Below are 18,886 nucleotides of genomic sequence, written 5' to 3'. Positions count from 1 at the left end.
TTATGACTCAAGGGAAAATTACTGCATCTGCAGCAATGCTTAATGTATTGAAAACATGGGGCGTAGACACAATCTACGGTATCCCATCAGGAACACTCAGCTCATTGATGGATGCTTTGGCTGAAGACAAAGATATCCGCTTCTTGCAAGTTCGTCACGAAGAAACAGGTGCTCTTGCAGCGGTTATGCAAGCTAAATTCGGCGGCTCAATCGGGGTTGCAGTTGGTTCAGGTGGTCCAGGTGCGACTCACTTGATTAACGGTGTTTACGATGCAGCTATGGATAACACTCCATTCCTAGCAATCCTTGGATCACGTCCAGTTAACGAACTCAACATGGATGCTTTCCAAGAATTGAACCAAAACCCAATGTACAACGGTATCGCTGTATATAACAAACGTGTAGCTTACGCTGAGCAATTGCCAAAAGTAATTGACGAAGCTTGCCGTGCTGCAGTTTCTAAAAAAGGTCCAGCTGTTGTTGAAATCCCAGTAAACTTCGGTTTCCAAGAAATCGACGAAAACTCTTACTATGGATCTGGTTCATACGAACGTTCATTTATCGCTCCTGCTTTGAACGAAGTTGAAATCGACAAAGCTGTTGAAATCTTGAACAATGCTGAACGTCCAGTTATCTATGCTGGTTACGGTGGTGTTAAAGCTGGTGAAGTGATTACTGAATTGTCACGTAAAATCAAAGCACCAATCATTACAACTGGTAAAAACTTTGAAGCTTTCGAATGGAACTATGAAGGTTTGACAGGTTCTGCTTACCGTGTTGGTTGGAAACCAGCCAACGAAGTGGTCTTTGAAGCAGACACAGTTCTTTTCCTTGGTTCAAACTTCCCATTTGCTGAAGTTTACGAAGCATTCAAGAACACTGAAAAATTTATCCAAGTGGATATCGACCCTTACAAACTTGGTAAACGTCATGCCCTAGACGCTTCAATCCTTGGTGACGCAGGTCAAGCAGCTAAAGCTATCCTTGACAAAGTAAACCCAGTTGAATCAACTCCATGGTGGCGTGCAAACGTTAAGAATAACCAAAACTGGCGTGATTACATGAACAAACTCGAAGGTAAAACTGAGGGTGAATTGCAATTGTATCAAGTTTACAATGCAATCAACAAACATGCTGATCAAGACGCTATCTATTCAATCGACGTAGGTGACACTACTCAAACATCTACTCGTCACCTTCACATGACACCTAAGAACATGTGGCGTACATCTCCACTCTTTGCGACAATGGGTATTGCCCTTCCTGGTGGTATCGCTGCTAAGAAAGACAATCCAGATCGCCAAGTATGGAACATCATGGGTGACGGTGCATTCAACATGTGCTACCCAGACGTTATCACAAACGTTCAATACGACCTTCCAGTTATCAACGTTGTCTTCTCAAATGGTAAATATGCCTTCATCAAGGACAAATACGAAGACACAAACAAACACTTGTTTGGTTGTGACTTCCCTAATGCTGACTATGCGAAAATCGCTGAAGCTCAAGGTGCTGTAGGATTTACAGTTGACCGTATCGAAGACATCGATGCAGTTGTTGCAGAAGCTGTTAAACTCAACAAAGAAGGTAAAACTGTTGTGATCGATGCTCGCATCACTCCACACCGTCCACTTCCAGTAGAAGTACTTGAATTGGATCCAAAACTTCACTCAGAAGAAGCAATCAAAGACTTCAAGGAAAAATACGAAGCAGAAGAACTCGTACCATTCCGCCTCTTCTTGGAAGAAGAAGGTTTGCAATCACGCGCAATTAAATAATTCCTCTCGTCGAAAATCAAATTTAAACTGTGTTATCTTCACCTTGCCGTACTTCAGTACTGCCTGCGGTTCGATGCCTTGTTTATTCTTTGATTTTCTTAGAGCGAAACTTAAAAAGATCGGAGCAATCCGGTCTTTTTATGGAGGATAGTAAATGAATTTAAATCAATTAGATATTATCGTTTCCGATGTTCCACAAGTCTGTGCTGACTTGGAGCGTATTTTGGATAAAAAATCCGATTATGTTGATGACAGTTTTGCTCAGTTTACGATTGGCAGTCACTGTCTGATGTTGTCCCAAAATCATTTGATTCCTTTGGAAGATTTTCAGTCAGGAATCATTCTTCATATCGAGGTTGAGGATGTAGACCAGAATTACCAACGGTTGAAAGAACTTGGTATCCAGGTTTTAAACGGACCAACTGTAACCGATTGGGGAACAGAGTCCTTATTAGTTAAAGGGCCTGCTGGTCTAGTGATTGATTTTTATCGTATGAAGTAGGTAATTCTATTATCAAATTTTTTATCTAAACATTCTTGGAGTGAAACTTAAAAAGATCGGAGCAATTCGATCTTTTTTGTATTTATGCGACTTTCAGTCCGTCTCGCTCCGTTAGGTGCGAGACAAAAAACCACCCGTTTTCACGGGTGGTTATGATTTCTACACTTATTGTTTGGCTTCCTGTTTTAATTGTTGCACCTGTTCCTCGTACTGGACAAGCTCCCTGTCTTTTATATTGATAGTCGCTTCTGCTTCAGCAATGCGGCTTCTCAGATCTTGAGTCTTGTTATGGTGATAGCTAATACCAATAGCACTACCAGCAATGATCCCGATTACTAGACAAGTAAAAATCACCAAAATCAAGGGAGCAGATAGTTGTGTAAAGACAAGACTGACAGTTACTGTTTGACGATTGAGTAGACCAAATGAGATCACAATGACTAATAAGCTCAAACCGCCAATTAGATAAGCCTTATCTTTCAGTGACAATTCATTAAATTTTTTTAGCATAAGTTCCTTTTCTCCTGACTATGTTGATAGAAAACTACACACCATTTAGGTATTAACAAAATTCATTTTACTAGAAAATTTCGATACTGTCAATAATTTCTAACGGCTTATTTACCATCAATCAATCGATTCATTGAAAAGGAGTATTCATTTTCTAATATTTGATTGAGTAAACAGAACGGAGCAATTCGGTCTTTTTTCTGTTCCCTCTTTCTTATAACAAGATTGTGATAGTTTATATCTTTATAACAAAAGTTTTAAAGACTTGATTGTTTTGAAAGAATATTTTAAAATAAGATTCAGTAAAAATGAAAGAGGTTTTGAAAATGTCTGAAAAACAAATGAAAATTTTAGGTTGGGTAGCGACCTTTATGTCTGTTATGATGTATGTGTCTTACTTCCCACAAATCATGAACAATCTGGCTGGTCAAAAAGGAAATTTCATCCAGCCCTTGGTTGCTGCCATCAACTGTAGTCTCTGGGTTTACTACGGTCTTTTCAAAAAAGAAAGAGATATCCCCCTTGCAGCAGCTAATGCACCAGGTATTATTTTTGGCCTAGTGACGGTTATTACAGCTTTGATTTAAAAGGAACAGAGGAGACTAGTTTTCAGTCTTCTTTTTTGTTTCAGGGGAGGCTATTTACTTTTTCTAGAGGATAATTTTTTAAAAAACAATCTGATAAACTTAAATAGTAGAATAGTATCAGTATGTCACAGTATTTTATAAGAAAAGGTTTACAGAATAAGTGATAATATAAGTAAATGAACAAGCAAATAAGAAAGTGAGTAGAGTTATGACCGAAAAACTGACTTTTCCGGATGGTTTCTTGTGGGGCGGAGCGACAGCTGCCAACCAGTGTGAGGGTGCTTATAATTTAGAAGGTCGTGGATTGGCGAATGTGGATGTCGTCCCCATCGGTCCAGATCGTGAAGCCATTATCACAGGTCAGAAAAAGATGTTTTCGTTTGAGGAGGGCTATTTTTACCCAGCCAAGCAAGCTATTGATATGTACCATCATTACAAGGAAGATATTGCCCTTTTTGCGGAAATGGGCTTTAAGACTTATCGTCTATCCATTGCTTGGACTCGGATTTTTCCTAAGGGCGACGAAACAGTGCCAAATGAAGCTGGTCTAGCCTTTTATGAGGATTTATTTAAGGAGTGCCACAAGTATGGTATCCAACCTCTGGTGACTATCACTCATTTCGACTGTTCTATGCACTTGATTACAGAGTACGGTGGTTGGCGCAATCGTCGGATGTTAGACTTCTATGAAAAACTTTGTCGCACACTCTTTACCCGCTATAAGGGTTTGGTCAAATATTGGCTTACCTTCAACGAAATCAACATGATTCTCCATGCCCCCTTTATGGGAGCTGGGCTCTGTTTTGAAGAAGGAGAAAATCAAGAACTGGTTAAATATCAGGCTGCACACTATGAGTTGGTAGCTTCAGCTCTTGCGACAAAGATTGCCCACGAAATTGACCCAGAAAATAAGGTGGGATGTATGTTGGCTGCAGGGCAATACTATCCTAACACAGCCCATCCAAGAGACTACTGGGCAGCCATGGAGGAAGACCGCAAGAGTTACTTCTTCATTGATGTTCAAGCGCGTGGGGAATACCCAAACTATGCCAAGAAGCAGTGGGAGCGTGAGCGAATCGAGATTCAAATGACTGCAGAAGATTTAGAGTTGTTGAAGGACAATACTGTTGACTTTGTTTCCTTCTCTTACTATGCAAGTCTAGTAGCCTCAGGTGATCCAGAAGTTAAAGAATTAACTGCTGGAAATGTTTTTGCCTCTCTCAAAAATCCTTATCTTGAATCTTCAGAATGGGGGTGGCAGATTGACCCACTTGGTCTTCGTATCACCCTCAATGCCATCTGGGATCGTTACCAAAAGCCTATGTTCATCGTAGAAAATGGACTCGGTGCTATGGATACACCGGATGAAAATGGTTATGTAGCAGATGACTATCGGATTGCTTACTTAGAAGCTCACATCAAGGCTATGCGAGATGCCATTTACCAAGATGGAGTTGACTTGCTTGGTTATACGACTTGGGGCTGTATCGATCTGGTTTCAGCTGGAACAGGCGAAATGAACAAGCGCTATGGCTTTATCTATGTGGATCGAGATAATGCTGGTCATGGAAGCCTCAAACGTAGCAAGAAGAAATCCTTCTACTGGTACAAGGATGTCATTGCCAGCAATGGTGCAATCATTGAGTAGATCACATTTATTCACTATTTTTATAAAATCTTCTCCCTACTTTATAAGATGTGAAAAAGAGTTCAAATGGAACTCTTTTTTTGCTATAATGAGGGGAGAAAAATCAGACAGGAGATCGACATGTCAGAACCATTATTTTTACAATCAGTTATGCAAGAAAAAATTTGGGGTGGAACCAAGCTACGTGATGAGTTTGGCTACGACATTCCAAGTGAAAAAATTGGCGAATATTGGGCCATCTCAGCTCATCCAAATGGTGTCTCTAAAGTTGCCAATGGTCGCTACGAGGGAATAGATCTAGCTACTTTGTATGCAGAGCACCGTGAATTATTTGGCAATCGTCCAGAACCTGTATTTCCGCTTTTGACTAAGATTCTGGATGCCAACGACTGGCTCAGCGTCCAAGTTCACCCAGATGATGCTTATGGACTGGAGCATGAAGGCGAACTCGGAAAAACAGAATGCTGGTACATCATCGCTGCGGATGAAGGTTCAGAGATTATCTACGGTCACAATGCCAAGTCAAAAGAAGAACTCCGCCAGCAAATAGAGGATAAGAACTGGGATGATTTGTTGACTAAAGTCCCTGTTAAGGCTGGAGATTTCTTCTATGTACCAAGTGGCACCATGCATGCTATCGGTGCAGGTATCTTGATTCTTGAAACCCAACAATCTAGCGATACCACCTATCGCGTCTATGACTTTGACCGTAAGGATGATAATGGTAACTTGCGTGAACTTCACCTTGAAAAATCTATTGATGTATTAAACATTGGTGAGCCTGCAAATAGCCGCCCTGTAACTGTTAAAGCAGATGATTTGCGTTCCACTCTCCTTGTATCCAATGATTTCTTTGCAGTTTACAAGTGGGAAATTACTGGAAAAGTTGACTTCGAAAAGACAGCTGACTACAGCTTATTCAGTGTCTTAGCTGGTCAAGGTCAGCTTACTGTTGACGGGAAAAACTATCCAATCCAAAAAGGTAGCCACTTTATCCTACCAAGTGATGTTGAAGCTTGGACCTTGGAAGGACAAGATTTGGAATTGATTGTTAGCCATCCATAAAAAAGAAAGGGCCTGAGTTCATTACTCAAGTCCTTTTTAATTACATAAATTGGGCGATAAAGACCACGATGATGATGATTGGAATGATGAAACGAAGAAGGAAGAGCCAGACTTGGAACAGTCCCTGTTTCCATGCTGTTTCATCGAGATGGAGTTCCTCCATTGCAAGAGCCTTTTTAAAGATATAGCCTGTAAAAAGTGAAAGGCAGAGAGCTCCAAATGGCATAAGGAGATTGGAAACCAAGAAGTCCATAGTATCAAAGAAGGTCTTCCCAAAAATATGAACATCTGCCATAATACCGTAAGATAGGGCTGAAGGGATTCCAAAGACAAAGGTCAAAATTCCTAAAATAACACTCCATTTGGCACGCTTGCTGTTGTCCTGATTGGTGATATTGCCTACATTGATTTCCAACATAACGACAGAAGAAGTGACCGTCGCAAAGAGGAAGAGGAAGAGGAAGAGGATGTAGAAAATGGTTCCAAAAGGCATCTTGTCAAAGAGTTGAGGCAAGACGATAAAGAGCAAGCTCGGTCCCCCTTCAGACTGGATATTGAAGGCTGACATGGCTGGGAAAATGGCTAGACCTGCCATGATAGATACTGAGATGTTCATGGCTACAATGGAAATCCCTGACTGAACCAGATTGGTTTTCTTGTCCAAGTAAGAAGCATAGGTCAGCATGGCTGTAACCCCTAGTGAGAGGGCGAAGAAAGATTGTCCCAGAGCATAGAGAAGACCAGCACTTGTCAGCTTAGAGAAGTCTGGTTTGAGGAAGTAAAGAACCCCTTCCATGGCATTTGGCAAACTGAGAGAGCGTCCAATGATGACAACAAAGATGATAAAGAGGAGAGGCATCATAACCTTAGAAGCTCTTTCAATCCCTTTTTGAACCCCACGTGATACAATAAAGATATTCAATAAGATAAAGGCTGCTTGAGCTCCAAGCGCAATGGCTGGGTTTGAGATGATGGAAGTAAATAACTGAGCATAATCACCTGTTCCACTAAGTTGGAACAATTTCCCAAACTCAATGCCTAGATAGACTAAAATCCATCCTCCGATAACACTGTAAAACGATAAGAGGATAAAGAGGGCAAAGGCACCAATCCAACCGATAAAGTTGTACTTACTATTCTTACCAAGTTTTCCAAAGGTTTTAATCCCAGAGACACCAGCGCTTCGGCCAAGGGCAAATTCAGCTAGCAAAAGAGGGAAACCGATTAAAATGGTAGAAACGAGAAAGACCAGTAAAAAGCCTCCTCCACCGTTAGCAGCAGTCATATAGGGGAATTTCCAAACGGCTCCAAGTCCGATGGCTGAACCAGCAGATGCTAGGATAAAGCCCAGTTTAGAACCCCATTGCGATTTTTCAGACATAGTTAAACTCCTAAAATTAGTGTTCCAAAAGAAAAAGCTACTGCCCTTGGCAAATAGCCTCATAAGTACTCAAGATGAGCTTTTCTTTTGCTTGATAGACTTGACTATCCTATCATGTTTTCTAAGGTCTGTCAAGAAAACCATTTTCAAGATTTTAGACCTTTCTCTAACAGTTTAAAAAATCTCACAAAAACACTTGACTCTGACCTAAGGGTAGGGGTTATACTATTAGTGTGAGGAGGAAATCATGTACCATATAAAAGAAGTTGCGCAGCTTTCGGGCGTCTCTGTCAAGACCCTACACCACTACGACAAGATAGGACTCTTAGTTCCTTTAAAGTCGGAAAACGGCTATCGAACCTACAGTCAAGAGGATTTGGAACGCCTTCAGGTCATTCTTTACTACAAATATCTAGGCTTTTCTTTAGAAAAAATAGCAGAGCTGTTAAAGGAAGATAGATCAGATTTGTTGCCTCACTTGACCAGACAGTTGGACTATTTGACTCGAGAAAGACAACATCTGGATACCTTGATTTCAACCTTGCAGAAAACCATTCAAGAACATAAAGGAGAAAGAGAAATGACCATTCAAGAGAAATTCGCAGGATTTAACTACCAAGATCATCAAAAATACCACCAAGAGGCGGTAGAGAAATATGGACAAGAAGTCATGGACCAAGCGCTCGATCGTCAAAAAGGTCACGAAGATGAGGCTACGCTTGCCTTCAACCAAGTTTTTCAAGCTTTGTCACAAAATCTTCAAGCTGGTTTATCTGCAACAGCAACTGAAAACCAAGAGCAAGCAGCCAAGCTCTTGCAAGCCATCCGTACTTATGGATTTGATTGTACTATTGAAGTATTCGGTCATATCGGTAAAGGATACGTCTATAACCCAGAATTTAAGGAAAACATTGACAAATTTGGAATTGGAACAGCCCAGTACACATCAGATGTCATTGCTCACTATGTCCAAACTCAGACAAAATAAAATCGGAGGAGTATTCTTCCGATTTTTACTAAATTCAAGCACTACTTGCTTAATAATTTTTCTACTACATTTAGTTTTCGCATGGTCAAATCTACATTGAAAAGCTTTTCAAGATAGTTGGTATGGAGTTTCTTTTGTTTTGCAGTTCTAGGGAGGTAGAGGTAAAGACAATGGTCACCGATACAAATTTCTTCTTCACCGTAATCAATTTTCAATTTTTCTAAAGGGAGACTTTGAATAGATTCTTGATAAAAAATCACGTGTATACGGTCATAAAGATAGTGTTCTCCAAAAGGGTTTTCTTGGACAATGTTTTTAAAAATATCCTTATTCTTAATGATTATTTTGAGATCGGCTCCAATCTTTTTCTTTATCAGAGTATGAACACATTCTCGTATTTCTTCTAAATCTAAATCACTTTCAAGAATGATATTCCCACTTTGAATATAGGTTCGAACGTGTTGAAAACCAGCTTCTGTTAAAATATCTACCAAATAAGACATTTTCGGGATAGCATTTTTTCCATTAGGAGTAACACCTCTTAGTAAAATAATATGTTCCAAAGGACTTCCTTTCTTATTTTGTATTTTAGTCATTCAATTATTTATATATTTGATTTGAGCCTGCCACCCAACCGGTACAGAGGGCTGAAGTGATATTAAAGCCACCCGTGTGGGCATTGATATCCATGACTTCGCCAGCAAAGTGAAGGCCAGGTACCAGCTTACTTTCAAGGGTTTTAGGGTTGATTTCCTTAAGACTGACACCACCCTTGGTAACAAAGGATTTGGCGAGAGACATTTTACCAGTCACAGGGATTTTGAGGGTCTTAATAGACTGGAGAAGTTGTTCTTGTTCCTTTTCACTCAACTGTTTGACTTTGTCAGGATAGCCTTGCACAAAAAAATCTGCCAAGCGTTCTGGAAGCAAAGTTTTTAAGGCATTTTTCAAGGATTTTTCCCGATTTTCTTCTAGAAATGTAGTCAAGTCATTTTCAGAAAGATGAGGCAAGACATCCAGTGAAAGGATTTCACCACCCTTGACAAAACTAGACATACGTAGGGCAGCAGGGCCAGACAAACCAAAGTGGGTAAAGAGCAAATCGTGAGTGATGACATGCTTACCATAGCTTAGGGTCACATCGTCCAGCGAAATACCCTGCAAGACCTTGTGTGGAAAATCTGTCAACAAAGGACTCTCAGCGGCCTCAAGTTCGGTGATGGTGTGCTTAAAATGACGGGCGATCTCGTGACCAAACCCAGTTGAACCAGTCGAAGGATAGGATTTACCACCTGTTGTGACAATGAGTTTCTCACAAGTGAAGGTTTGGTCTGCGGACTTAAGGACAAACTGGTCGTCTATCTTTTTAACCGAAACAATCTCCGTTTGAGTAGCAACTCGACCACCGAGTTCAGTGATTTTCTTTTCCAAGGCCTCGATAATGGTCCGAGACTTGTCACTAGCAGGAAAGACGCGTCCGTGGTCTTCGACCTTAAGTTTAACACCATTTTCTGTAAAAAAATTAATGATATCATGGTTATCAAATTGGGAGAAGACACTGTAGAGAAAGCGCCCATTTCCAGGGATGCCAGCTAGCAGGTCGTCCAAGCTACCATTGTTGGTCACATTGCAACGTCCACCACCAGTCCCAGCTAATTTTTTTCCAAGTTTCCGATTTTTTTCGATAAGGAGGGTTTTCTGTCCATAAAAGCTACTGGAAATCGTAGCCATCATACCAGCAGGTCCTCCACCGATGACAATAGTATCAAAATGTTTCATAGCTCTATTGTACCACAAAAAAACAAGAGATGATGGTCACCTCTTGTCAAGAATGCAATTAATCAATTTCATATCCCATCAGCAAACCACCATCTTCTGCATAAAAACTGCAGAGACCAGATGTTGGGATAATTTTAATATCTGCTTGTGGGAAGGTTTCGCGAATTCGCTCTGAGAGCTGTTGGCAACATTTCTCGTTATTGCGTTGGGCCATGATAATACGTCCACCAGCATATCCAGCTTTTACTAACTCATCATAGGCAGCTTGAACTGATTTCTTTGGTCCTCGTGCTTTTTGTAGTAGTTCGAGAGTTCCGGTTTCACTAGCTTCTCCAACCATACGGATGTTGAGAAGGCCAACGACTGTACCGATAAGCTTGCTCAAACGGCCGTTTTTCACCAAGTTATCGACCTTGGCCAGAACAAAGAGCAACTTGGTTTTTTCTTGATAGGCAGTGATAGCTTCAACCACTTCTTCAAAAGACAAGCCCTGGTCAATCAAGTTATTCAATTTTTCTACGAGCAAGTCAACTTCCCCACCAGCAGACAAACTATCAATTACATGAATTTTAGTATCAGGATGGTCTTCAAGATAAATATTCTTTGCTAGTTGAGCACTATTGTGACTGCCAGAAAGAGTACCAGTGATGGTTACTAGGAAAATATTTTTGGCTCCTTCAAATGCTCGTAAATAATCATCTGGGCTTGGACAAGCTGATTTTGAAGCTTCTGCAGTTGCATACATGGTTTCCATCATTTGGTCAATGTCAAGATTGGCATCATCAACAAAGACCTGATCAGCTACTTGAATGGTTAAGGGGACACTTATAAAGGTCGTGTCAATAGCTGGTGTTGCCAGCTGACGATAATCACAACCAGAGTCAGCAATAATCTTCCAAGTCATAGAAATTCTCCATCTTTGTCAGTTATACATTGACAAAGGTTCTGTCTTTTTTTACAATTATATCATGAAAGCCCTTGAAACAAAAGCCTCATCCGTCTGTTGTGACAAGTAGAAAGAAAATGTTATGTCTGAACGTAGAATCTCTGAAAAGTCTCTTGAAAATCTCAGAAAATCAAACCAAGAATCCAATTTATTAACTAGAGAAGCCATCGAAACAGCCCTCTTGCAACTCTTGGAAAAAAAGGACTTGACCAAGATTAGTATTTCTGAATTGGTCAAACGTGCAGGCGTTTCGCGTGCGGCCTTTTATCGCAATTATGATTCCAAAGAGGAGATTTTAGAAAGCGTCTTTAAACGAACTGTCCACAATATTATGGAACAGTTGCATCATTATGATTTAAAGACAGACCTTTATCTGGTCTGGGTTCACCTTTTCCGAGAGGCCAGAAAGGAAGCCAGAGTGATTCAATTGGCCTTGGATTACCATCTGGAAAAAATCTTTGTCCAAGCCATGCAGGAATTTTTAGAAAAATACCATGGGAAATCAAAAGGTGTCAGCTCTTATCTTCATTCCTTTTGGAGCTCGGCCATCGTTTCTGTCCTTCTAAAATGGATCAAGGATGGCATGAAGGTACCAGCTGAAAAGATTGCAGATTTAGGTTTACCATTTTTTAAAAAATAGAGAAAAAGGAGAAGAGATATGACTGAAAAAAGACTAGCATGGGATGAGTATTTTGCAGCCCAAGCTCTACTAATTGCCAATCGTTCCACTTGTAAACGTGCCAAAGTGGGCGCAATTTTGGTAAAGGATAATAAAGTTATTTCCACTGGTTATAATGGTTCGGTGTCAGGGACTGAGCATTGTATTGATCACGAATGTCTGGTCATCGAAGGTCACTGTGTTCGCACTCTTCACGCAGAGGTTAATGCCATTCTCCAAGGTGCAGAACGTGGGGTTCCCAAAGGCTTTACAGCCTATGTGACCCACTTTCCATGTCTAAACTGTACAAAACAATTGCTTCAGGTTGGTTGCAAGCGTGTGGTTTATATCAACCAGTACAGAATGGACGACTACGCCCAATACCTTTATCAAGAAAAAGGGACAGAATTGACTCATTTACCACTTGAGACAGTACAGACAGCTCTTAAAGAGGCTGATCTAATGTAAAAAATATCAAAAATAAATGGTTTAGAAAGATTTTTAAACCGTTTTTTGGTATAATAAGAAGAATAAATTGAAAGAAGGAATTCCAAAAATGGGAAAAATTGAAGTTATTAATCATCCACTGATTCAACACAAATTGTCAATCTTACGTCGTACAGATACTTCTACAAAAGCTTTCCGTGAGCTAGTAGATGAGATTGCAATGTTGATGGGATATGAAGTACTTCGTGATCTTCCACTAGAAGATGTGGAAATCGAAACACCAATCACAAAAACAGTTCAAAAACAATTGGCTGGTAAGAAATTGGCTATCGTTCCAATCTTGCGTGCAGGTATCGGGATGGTTGATGGACTTTTGAGCTTGGTTCCAGCTGCTAAAGTTGGCCACATCGGTATGTACCGTGATGAAGAAACGCTTCAACCAGTTGAGTACTTGGTGAAATTGCCTGAAGATATTGACCAACGTCAAATTTTTGTGGTAGACCCAATGTTGGCAACAGGTGGCTCAGCAATCTTGGCTGTTGATTCTCTTAAAAAACGTGGCGCATCAAATATCAAATTTGTCTGCCTTGTATCTGCTCCAGAAGGTGTTAAAGCCCTTCAAGAAGCTCATCCAGATGTAGAAATCTTTACAGCAGCCTTGGATGAACGCTTGAACGAACACGGTTATATCGTTCCAGGTCTTGGAGATGCTGGGGACCGCTTGTTCGGTACAAAATAAAATAAAAAAGAGATTGACTTGGAAAAGGATTTCCAGTCACGAAAGGAGGTTGAATTTTTGTTTCTGTCTAATGAAAACAGAGCAAAAATTTGACCTTTTTTGACCAAGATATTATAATAGTCTTATCTTCAGTCATTTGACCAATAAAATTAAAACTCAAAAGGAGAAATAAATGATTCCTGTAGTTATTGAACAAACAAGCCGTGGAGAACGTTCCTACGATATTTACTCACGTCTTCTTAAAGACCGCATCATTATGCTGACAGGCCCAGTTGAAGACAATATGGCCAACTCTGTTATTGCCCAGTTGCTTTTCTTGGATGCCCAAGATAGTACAAAGGATATTTACCTTTATGTCAATACACCTGGTGGTTCCGTTTCAGCTGGTTTGGCAATCGTTGATACCATGAACTTTATCAAGGCAGATGTCCAAACCATTGTTATGGGAATGGCAGCATCTATGGGGACGGTCATTGCATCAAGTGGAGCAAAAGGCAAACGTTTCATGCTTCCAAATGCAGAGTATATGATCCACCAACCAATGGGTGGTACAGGTGGAGGTACTCAGCAAACCGATATGGCGATTGCTGCAGAACACTTGCTTAAAACTCGTAATACCTTGGAAAAAATCTTGGCTGAAAATTCAGGTCAGTCAATCGAAAAAGTTCACGCAGATGCAGAACGCGATAACTGGATGAGTGCCCAAGAAACACTTGAATATGGCTTTATTGATGAAATCATGGCCAACAATTCATTGAATTAATGATCAAAGAAGGCAAACTCGACTGGGTTTGCTTTTTTTGGTATAATAGGGAGAGATTTCTTAGAAAGAGGATTTATCATGTTTGAAAAAGTCAATCGATCTGGCTTGATTATCTATCTTTACTATAATCGTGATGCCAAAAAATTGCAGGATTATGGAGATATTACCTATCATTCCAAGAAACATCGTTACTTACAACTCTATGTTCCAACTCAAGAAATGGAGCAATTGGTCGGGCGCTTGGGCAAGGAAAAGTTTATAAAAAAAGTCAGGGTTTGTCATATCCAAGAGCTGGAAACACCCTTTGTGGGCAATCTTCATCGAGAGGAAAACGTTATCATCGAAAAAGTTCAAGAAAAGTGTTGACAATTTTCTGATAATTCGGTATATTCTTAACATGCTATTTATTTAAGAATAAGGAGACAAAAAAAGATGAAGAAAAAATTTGCCCTATCGTTTGTGGCGCTTGCAAGTGTAGCACTTCTTGCAGCCTGTGGAGAAGTGAAGTCTGGAGCGTCAAACGCTGCTGGTAACTCAGTAGAGGAAAAGACAATCAAAATTGGATTTAACTTCGAAGAAACTGGTGCCGTAGCTGCCTACGGAACATCTGAACAAAAAGGTGCCCAACTTGCCGTTGATGAAATCAATGCAGCAGGTGGTATCGACGGAAAACAAATCGAAGTAGTTGATAAAGATAATAAATCTGAAACTGCTGAGGCGGCTTCAGTAACAACTAACCTAGTAACCCAATCTAAGGTATCAGCAATCGTAGGACCTGCGACATCTGGTGCAACTGCAGCTGCTGTAGCTAACGCTACAAAAGCAGGTGTTCCATTGATTTCGCCAAGTGCGACTCAAGATGGATTGACTAAAGGTCAAGATTACCTCTTTATCGGAACATTCCAAGATAGCTTCCAAGGAAAAATTATCTCAAACTATGTTACTGAAAAATTAAACGCTAAGAAAGTTGTTCTTTACACTGACAATGCCAGCGACTATGCTAAAGGTATTGCTAAAGCCTTCCGTGAAGCTTACAAAGGTGAAATCGTTGCAGATGAAACTTTCGTAGCAGGTGACACAGACTTTCAAGCAGCCCTTACAAAAATGAAAGGGAAAGACTTTGATGCTATCATCGTCCCTGGTTACTACACTGAAGCTGGTAAAATTGTAAACCAAGCGCGTGGTATGGGAATTGATAAACCAATCGTTGGTGGTGATGGATTCAACGGTGAAGAGTTTGTACAACAAGCAACTGCTGAAAAAGCATCAAACATCTACTTTATCTCAGGCTTCTCAACTACTGTAGAAGTTTCAGCTAAAGCAAAAGCTTTCCTTGATGCTTACCGTGCTAAGTACAACGAAGAGCCTTCAACATTTGCAGCCTTGGCTTATGACTCAGTTCACCTTGTAGCAAACGCAGCAAAAGGTGCTAAAAACTCAGGTGAAATCAAGGATAACCTTGCTAAAACAAAAGATTTTGAAGGTGTAACTGGTCAAACAAGCTTCGATGCAGACCACAACACAGTCAAAACTGCTTACATGATGACCATGAACAATGGTAAGGTTGAAGCAGCAGAAGTTGTAAAACCATAATAGAAAAATGTTGAAATAGGGAATGAGCCTCTGACTCACTCCCTGTTTCGGTGTTTAAGAACCTATCAAAAAGTGAGGGGAAACCCTCAAAATTATAAATAGAAAGAGTGAATCTTATGCTCCAACAACTAGTAAATGGTTTGATTCTAGGTAGTGTTTATGCGCTGTTAGCCCTAGGATATACCATGGTTTACGGAATTATCAAGCTCATCAACTTCGCCCACGGTGATATTTATATGATGGGAGCCTTTATCGGTTATTTCTTGATTAATTCTTTCCAAATGAATTTCTTTGTAGCTCTTATTGTAGCTATGTTAGCGACAGCCATTCTTGGTGTCGTGATTGAGTTCCTTGCTTACCGACCTTTGCGTCACTCTACTCGTATTGCTGTTTTGATTACAGCTATTGGGGTTTCTTTCCTATTGGAATATGGGATGGTCTATCTGGTTGGTGCTAATACCCGTGCCTTCCCTCAAGCGATTCAAACAGTTCGCTATGATTTGGGACCAGTTAGCCTAACAAACGTGCAGTTAATGATTTTGGCCATTTCCTTGATTTTGATGATTTTGTTACAAGTCATTGTCCAAAAGACTAAGATGGGGAAAGCCATGCGTGCAGTATCCGTAGATAGCGATGCGGCGCAATTGATGGGGATCAATGTAAACCGTACTATCAGCTTTACCTTCGCTTTGGGGTCAGCTCTTGCGGGTGCGGCTGGTGTTCTGATTGCCCTCTATTATAACTCTCTTGAGCCTTTGATGGGAGTTACTCCAGGTCTTAAATCTTTCGTTGCCGCAGTACTTGGTGGTATCGGAATTATTCCTGGTGCAGCTCTTGGTGGTTTTGTGATTGGTCTATTGGAAACCTTTGCGACAGCCTTTGGAATGTCAGACTTCCGTGATGCCATTGTTTATGGAATCTTGTTGTTGATCTTGATTGTCCGCCCAGCTGGTATCCTTGGTAAAAATGTGAAAGAGAAGGTGTAAACGATGAAGGAAAATTTAAAAGTTAATATTCTATGGTTACTCCTTTTGTTAGCTGGCTATGGCTTGATTAGTGTATTGGTTTCAGTCGGAGTACTTAATCTATTCTATGTACAGATTTTACAACAAATTGGAATTAATATTATTCTGGCTGTTGGTCTCAACTTAATCGTTGGTTTTTCAGGCCAATTTTCACTTGGTCATGCTGGTTTCATGGCGATTGGTGCCTATGCAGCAGCTATTATTGGTTCTAAATCACCAACCTACGGTGCCTTCTTTGGAGCTATGCTTGTAGGGGCTTTGCTTTCAGGAGCAGTTGCCTTGCTTGTCGGAATTCCAACCTTGCGCTTGAAGGGGGACTATCTTGCGGTAGCGACTCTAGGTGTTTCTGAAATTATCCGTATCTTTATCATCAATGGCGGAAGCCTTACAAATGGTGCGGCAGGTATCTTGGGAATTCCTAACTTTACAACTTGGCAAATGGTTTACTTCTTTGTCGTGATTACAACTATTGCAACCTTGAACTTCTTGCGTAGTCCAATTGGTCGTTCAACCCTTTCTGTTCGTGAGGATGAAATCGCTGCTGAGTCAGTTGGGGTTAATACGACTAAAATTAAAATCATCGCCTTTGTCTTTGGTGCCATTACTGCAAGTATTGCAGGGTCACTTCAGGCAGGATTTATCGGTTCAGTTGTACCGAAAGATTACACTTTCATCAACTCAATCAATGTTTTGATTATTGTTGTATTTGGTGGACTTGGTTCCATTACAGGTGCAATCGTTTCAGCTATTGTCCTTGGAATTTTGAATATGCTTCTCCAAGATGTTGCTAGCATTCGTATGATTATCTACGCTTTGGCCTTGGTATTGGTAATGATTTTCAGACCAGGTGGACTCCTTGGAACATGGGAATTGAGCCTATCACGTTTCTTAAAAAAATCTAAGAAGGAGGAACAAAACTAATGGCATTACTTGAAGTAAAACAGTTAACCAAACATTTTGGCGGTCTAACAGCTGTTGGAGATGTGACTCTTGAATTAAACGAAGGGGAATTGGTTGGGCTAATCGGTCCAAACGGAGCTGGTAAAACAACCCTTTTCAATCTTTTGACCGGTGTTTATGAACCAAGTGAGGGAACAGTTACCTTAGATGGTCACCTTTTGAATGGAAAGTCACCTTATAAGATTGCTTCTTTGGGACTTGGACGTACTTTCCAAAATATCCGTCTCTTTAAAGATTTAACAGTTTTGGACAATGTTTTGATTGCTTTTGGCAACCATCACAAACAACATGTTTTTGCTAGTTTCTTACGCTTACCAGCTTTTTATAAGAGTGAAAAAGAATTAAAGGCTAAAGCTTTGGAATTGCTGAAAATCTTTGATTTAGATGGTGATGCAGAGACTCTTGCTAAAAACCTCGCATACGGACAACAACGTCGTTTGGAAATTGTTCGTGCCCTTGCTACGGAACCTAAAATTCTCTTTTTAGATGAACCAGCAGCAGGTATGAACCCACAGGAAACAGCAGAATTGACTGAGTTAATTCGTCGTATCAAAGATGAATTTAAAATTACAATCATGTTGATTGAACACGATATGAATCTGGTCATGGAAGTAACAGAACGCATCTACGTACTTGAATATGGTCGTTTGATTGCTCAAGGAACTCCAGACGAAATTAAGACCAATAAACGCGTTATCGAAGCTTATCTAGGAGGTGAAGCCTAATGTCTATGTTAAAAGTTGAAAATCTTTCTGTACATTACGGTATGATCCAAGCAGTCCGTGATGTAAGCTTTGAAGTTAATGAAGGAGAAGTTGTTTCCCTTATCGGTGCCAATGGTGCTGGTAAGACAACTATTCTCCGTACCTTGTCTGGTTTGGTTAGACCAAGTTCAGGAAAAATTGAATTTTTAGGTCAAGAAATCCAAAAAATGCCAGCTCAGAAAATCGTAGCTGGTGGACTTTCACAAGTTCCAGAAGGACGCCATGTCTTCCCTGGCTTGACTGTGATGGAAAATCTTGAAATGGGGGCTTTCTTAAAGAAAAATCGTGAAGAGAATCAAGCTAACTTGAAGAAAGTTTTCTCACGCTTCCCACGTCTTGAAGAACGAAAGAACCAAGATGCAGCCACTCTTTCAGGAGGGGAACAACAAATGCTTGCCATGGGACGCGCTCTTATGTCAACACCAAAACTTCTTCTTTTAGATGAACCATCAATGGGACTTGCTCCAATCTTTATCCAAGAAATTTTTGATATCATTCAAGATATCCAGAAACAAGGTACAACCGTCCTCTTGATTGAACAAAATGCCAATAAGGCACTCGCAATCTCTGACCGAGGCTATGTATTGGAAACAGGGAAAATCGTTCTATCAGGAACAGGAAAAGAACTCGCTTCATCAGAAGAAGTCAGAAAAGCATATCTAGGTGGCTAAAAAGGTCCGGGGGACCTTTTTAGTCGGCGGATGAAGATTGCGAAGCAATTATCAAATCCACTGGATTGTTTTAGTCGGTGGA

Annotated in this window: 21 protein-coding genes; 16 read left to right on the top strand and 5 right to left on the bottom strand. The window is 40.4% G+C overall.

The annotated features are described in order from the left end of the window. Positions 1-2: 2 nt before the first annotated feature. Positions 3-1,778, top strand: a complete 1,776-nt coding sequence (gene spxB, locus M1F55_RS03560) for a pyruvate oxidase (protein ID WP_023943150.1) — start codon at positions 3-5, stop codon at positions 1,776-1,778. 154 nt (positions 1,779-1,932) lie between these two features. Next, a complete protein-coding gene (locus M1F55_RS03555; protein WP_001052644.1) occupies positions 1,933-2,280 on the top strand; it encodes a VOC family protein in 348 nt (115 codons plus the stop codon). 165 nt (positions 2,281-2,445) lie between these two features. Here the strand turns inward: M1F55_RS03555 and M1F55_RS03550 are convergent, their stop codons facing one another. Further along, entirely contained in the window at positions 2,446-2,790 is a 345-nt protein-coding gene (locus M1F55_RS03550; RefSeq protein WP_000913393.1) for a lipopolysaccharide assembly protein LapA domain-containing protein, read from the bottom strand. Between the two features lie 326 nt (positions 2,791-3,116). Here M1F55_RS03550 and M1F55_RS03545 point away from each other — a divergent pair, with 326 nt between their 5' ends. From M1F55_RS03545 to manA, 3 genes are all read left to right on the top strand, one after another. Continuing rightward, on the top strand, positions 3,117-3,377 hold the full coding sequence (locus M1F55_RS03545; RefSeq protein WP_001291472.1) for a SemiSWEET family transporter: 261 nt from the start codon (positions 3,117-3,119) through the stop codon (positions 3,375-3,377). 208 nt (positions 3,378-3,585) lie between these two features. Beyond that, complete coding sequence (locus M1F55_RS03540) at positions 3,586-5,025, top strand: 6-phospho-beta-glucosidase (RefSeq protein WP_247947285.1); 1,440 nt, start codon at positions 3,586-3,588, stop codon at positions 5,023-5,025. Positions 5,026-5,145: 120 nt separating this feature from the next. Further along, positions 5,146-6,090 carry a mannose-6-phosphate isomerase, class I gene (gene manA / locus M1F55_RS03535; RefSeq protein ID WP_227325616.1) on the top strand — a complete coding sequence of 315 codons (945 nt, stop codon included), beginning with the start codon at positions 5,146-5,148 and terminating at the stop codon, positions 6,088-6,090. A gap of 40 nt (positions 6,091-6,130) precedes the next feature. Here the strand turns inward: manA and M1F55_RS03530 are convergent, their stop codons facing one another. After that, positions 6,131-7,471 carry a sodium-dependent transporter gene (locus M1F55_RS03530; RefSeq protein WP_247947284.1) on the bottom strand — a complete coding sequence of 447 codons (1,341 nt, stop codon included), beginning with the start codon at positions 7,469-7,471 and terminating at the stop codon, positions 6,131-6,133. A gap of 247 nt (positions 7,472-7,718) precedes the next feature. Here M1F55_RS03530 and M1F55_RS03525 point away from each other — a divergent pair, with 247 nt between their 5' ends. Next, complete coding sequence (locus M1F55_RS03525; protein WP_247947283.1) at positions 7,719-8,459, top strand: MerR family transcriptional regulator; 741 nt, start codon at positions 7,719-7,721, stop codon at positions 8,457-8,459. Positions 8,460-8,500: 41 nt separating this feature from the next. Here the strand turns inward: M1F55_RS03525 and M1F55_RS03520 are convergent, their stop codons facing one another. Genes M1F55_RS03520 through M1F55_RS03510 form a run of 3 tightly spaced genes read right to left on the bottom strand, consistent with a single transcriptional unit; the run spans position 8,501 to position 11,142 of the window. Next, positions 8,501-9,022, bottom strand: a complete 522-nt coding sequence (locus tag M1F55_RS03520) for a DUF1697 domain-containing protein (RefSeq protein WP_247947282.1) — start codon at positions 9,020-9,022, stop codon at positions 8,501-8,503. Between the two features lie 37 nt (positions 9,023-9,059). Next, positions 9,060-10,238 (bottom strand): aminoacetone oxidase, encoded by a 1,179-nt coding sequence (aao, locus tag M1F55_RS03515; RefSeq protein WP_004241636.1) that lies wholly within the window; start codon positions 10,236-10,238, stop codon positions 9,060-9,062. A gap of 58 nt (positions 10,239-10,296) precedes the next feature. After that, complete coding sequence (locus M1F55_RS03510) at positions 10,297-11,142, bottom strand: DegV family protein (RefSeq protein WP_000219922.1); 846 nt, start codon at positions 11,140-11,142, stop codon at positions 10,297-10,299. 124 nt (positions 11,143-11,266) lie between these two features. Between M1F55_RS03510 and M1F55_RS03505 the strand changes: the two genes are divergently transcribed. The 10 genes from M1F55_RS03505 to M1F55_RS03460 all read left to right on the top strand — a co-directional run bounded on the left by M1F55_RS03505 (position 11,267) and on the right by M1F55_RS03460 (position 18,804). Next, positions 11,267-11,824, top strand: a complete 558-nt coding sequence (locus M1F55_RS03505; RefSeq protein ID WP_000004135.1) for a TetR/AcrR family transcriptional regulator — start codon at positions 11,267-11,269, stop codon at positions 11,822-11,824. Positions 11,825-11,842: 18 nt separating this feature from the next. After that, the gene (locus M1F55_RS03500; RefSeq protein WP_000136976.1) at positions 11,843-12,310 is read left to right on the top strand and encodes a deoxycytidylate deaminase; all 468 of its coding nucleotides are present in this window, start codon (positions 11,843-11,845) and stop codon (positions 12,308-12,310) included. Between the two features lie 88 nt (positions 12,311-12,398). Continuing rightward, positions 12,399-13,028 carry a uracil phosphoribosyltransferase gene (upp, locus tag M1F55_RS03495; RefSeq protein ID WP_000515974.1) on the top strand — a complete coding sequence of 210 codons (630 nt, stop codon included), beginning with the start codon at positions 12,399-12,401 and terminating at the stop codon, positions 13,026-13,028. Between the two features lie 172 nt (positions 13,029-13,200). Next, positions 13,201-13,791 carry an ATP-dependent Clp protease proteolytic subunit ClpP gene (clpP, locus tag M1F55_RS03490; RefSeq protein WP_000613475.1) on the top strand — a complete coding sequence of 197 codons (591 nt, stop codon included), beginning with the start codon at positions 13,201-13,203 and terminating at the stop codon, positions 13,789-13,791. 78 nt (positions 13,792-13,869) lie between these two features. After that, a complete protein-coding gene (locus M1F55_RS03485) occupies positions 13,870-14,157 on the top strand; it encodes a YlbG family protein (protein ID WP_000462118.1) in 288 nt (95 codons plus the stop codon). Positions 14,158-14,223: 66 nt separating this feature from the next. Next, positions 14,224-15,384 (top strand): ABC transporter substrate-binding protein, encoded by a 1,161-nt coding sequence (locus M1F55_RS03480; RefSeq protein WP_000726121.1) that lies wholly within the window; start codon positions 14,224-14,226, stop codon positions 15,382-15,384. A gap of 116 nt (positions 15,385-15,500) precedes the next feature. Beyond that, entirely contained in the window at positions 15,501-16,370 is an 870-nt protein-coding gene (locus M1F55_RS03475; RefSeq protein ID WP_000941427.1) for a branched-chain amino acid ABC transporter permease, read from the top strand. 3 nt (positions 16,371-16,373) lie between these two features. Continuing rightward, positions 16,374-17,330 carry a branched-chain amino acid ABC transporter permease gene (locus M1F55_RS03470; RefSeq protein ID WP_000662289.1) on the top strand — a complete coding sequence of 319 codons (957 nt, stop codon included), beginning with the start codon at positions 16,374-16,376 and terminating at the stop codon, positions 17,328-17,330. Then, positions 17,330-18,094, top strand: coding sequence for an ABC transporter ATP-binding protein (locus M1F55_RS03465; protein WP_001185997.1), 765 nt, complete (start codon positions 17,330-17,332; stop codon positions 18,092-18,094). Before M1F55_RS03470 ends, M1F55_RS03465 begins: the two co-directional genes overlap by 1 nt. Beyond that, positions 18,094-18,804 carry an ABC transporter ATP-binding protein gene (locus M1F55_RS03460; protein ID WP_000062219.1) on the top strand — a complete coding sequence of 237 codons (711 nt, stop codon included), beginning with the start codon at positions 18,094-18,096 and terminating at the stop codon, positions 18,802-18,804. The genes M1F55_RS03465 and M1F55_RS03460 overlap by 1 nt, the downstream gene beginning before the upstream one ends. Positions 18,805-18,886: the final 82 nt, after the last annotated feature.

It is taken from the genome of Streptococcus mitis (assembly GCF_023109235.1).
Classification (GTDB): Bacteria; Bacillota; Bacilli; order Lactobacillales; family Streptococcaceae; genus Streptococcus; species Streptococcus mitis_DA.
This window is presented reverse-complemented; position numbering and strand designations above follow the sequence as displayed.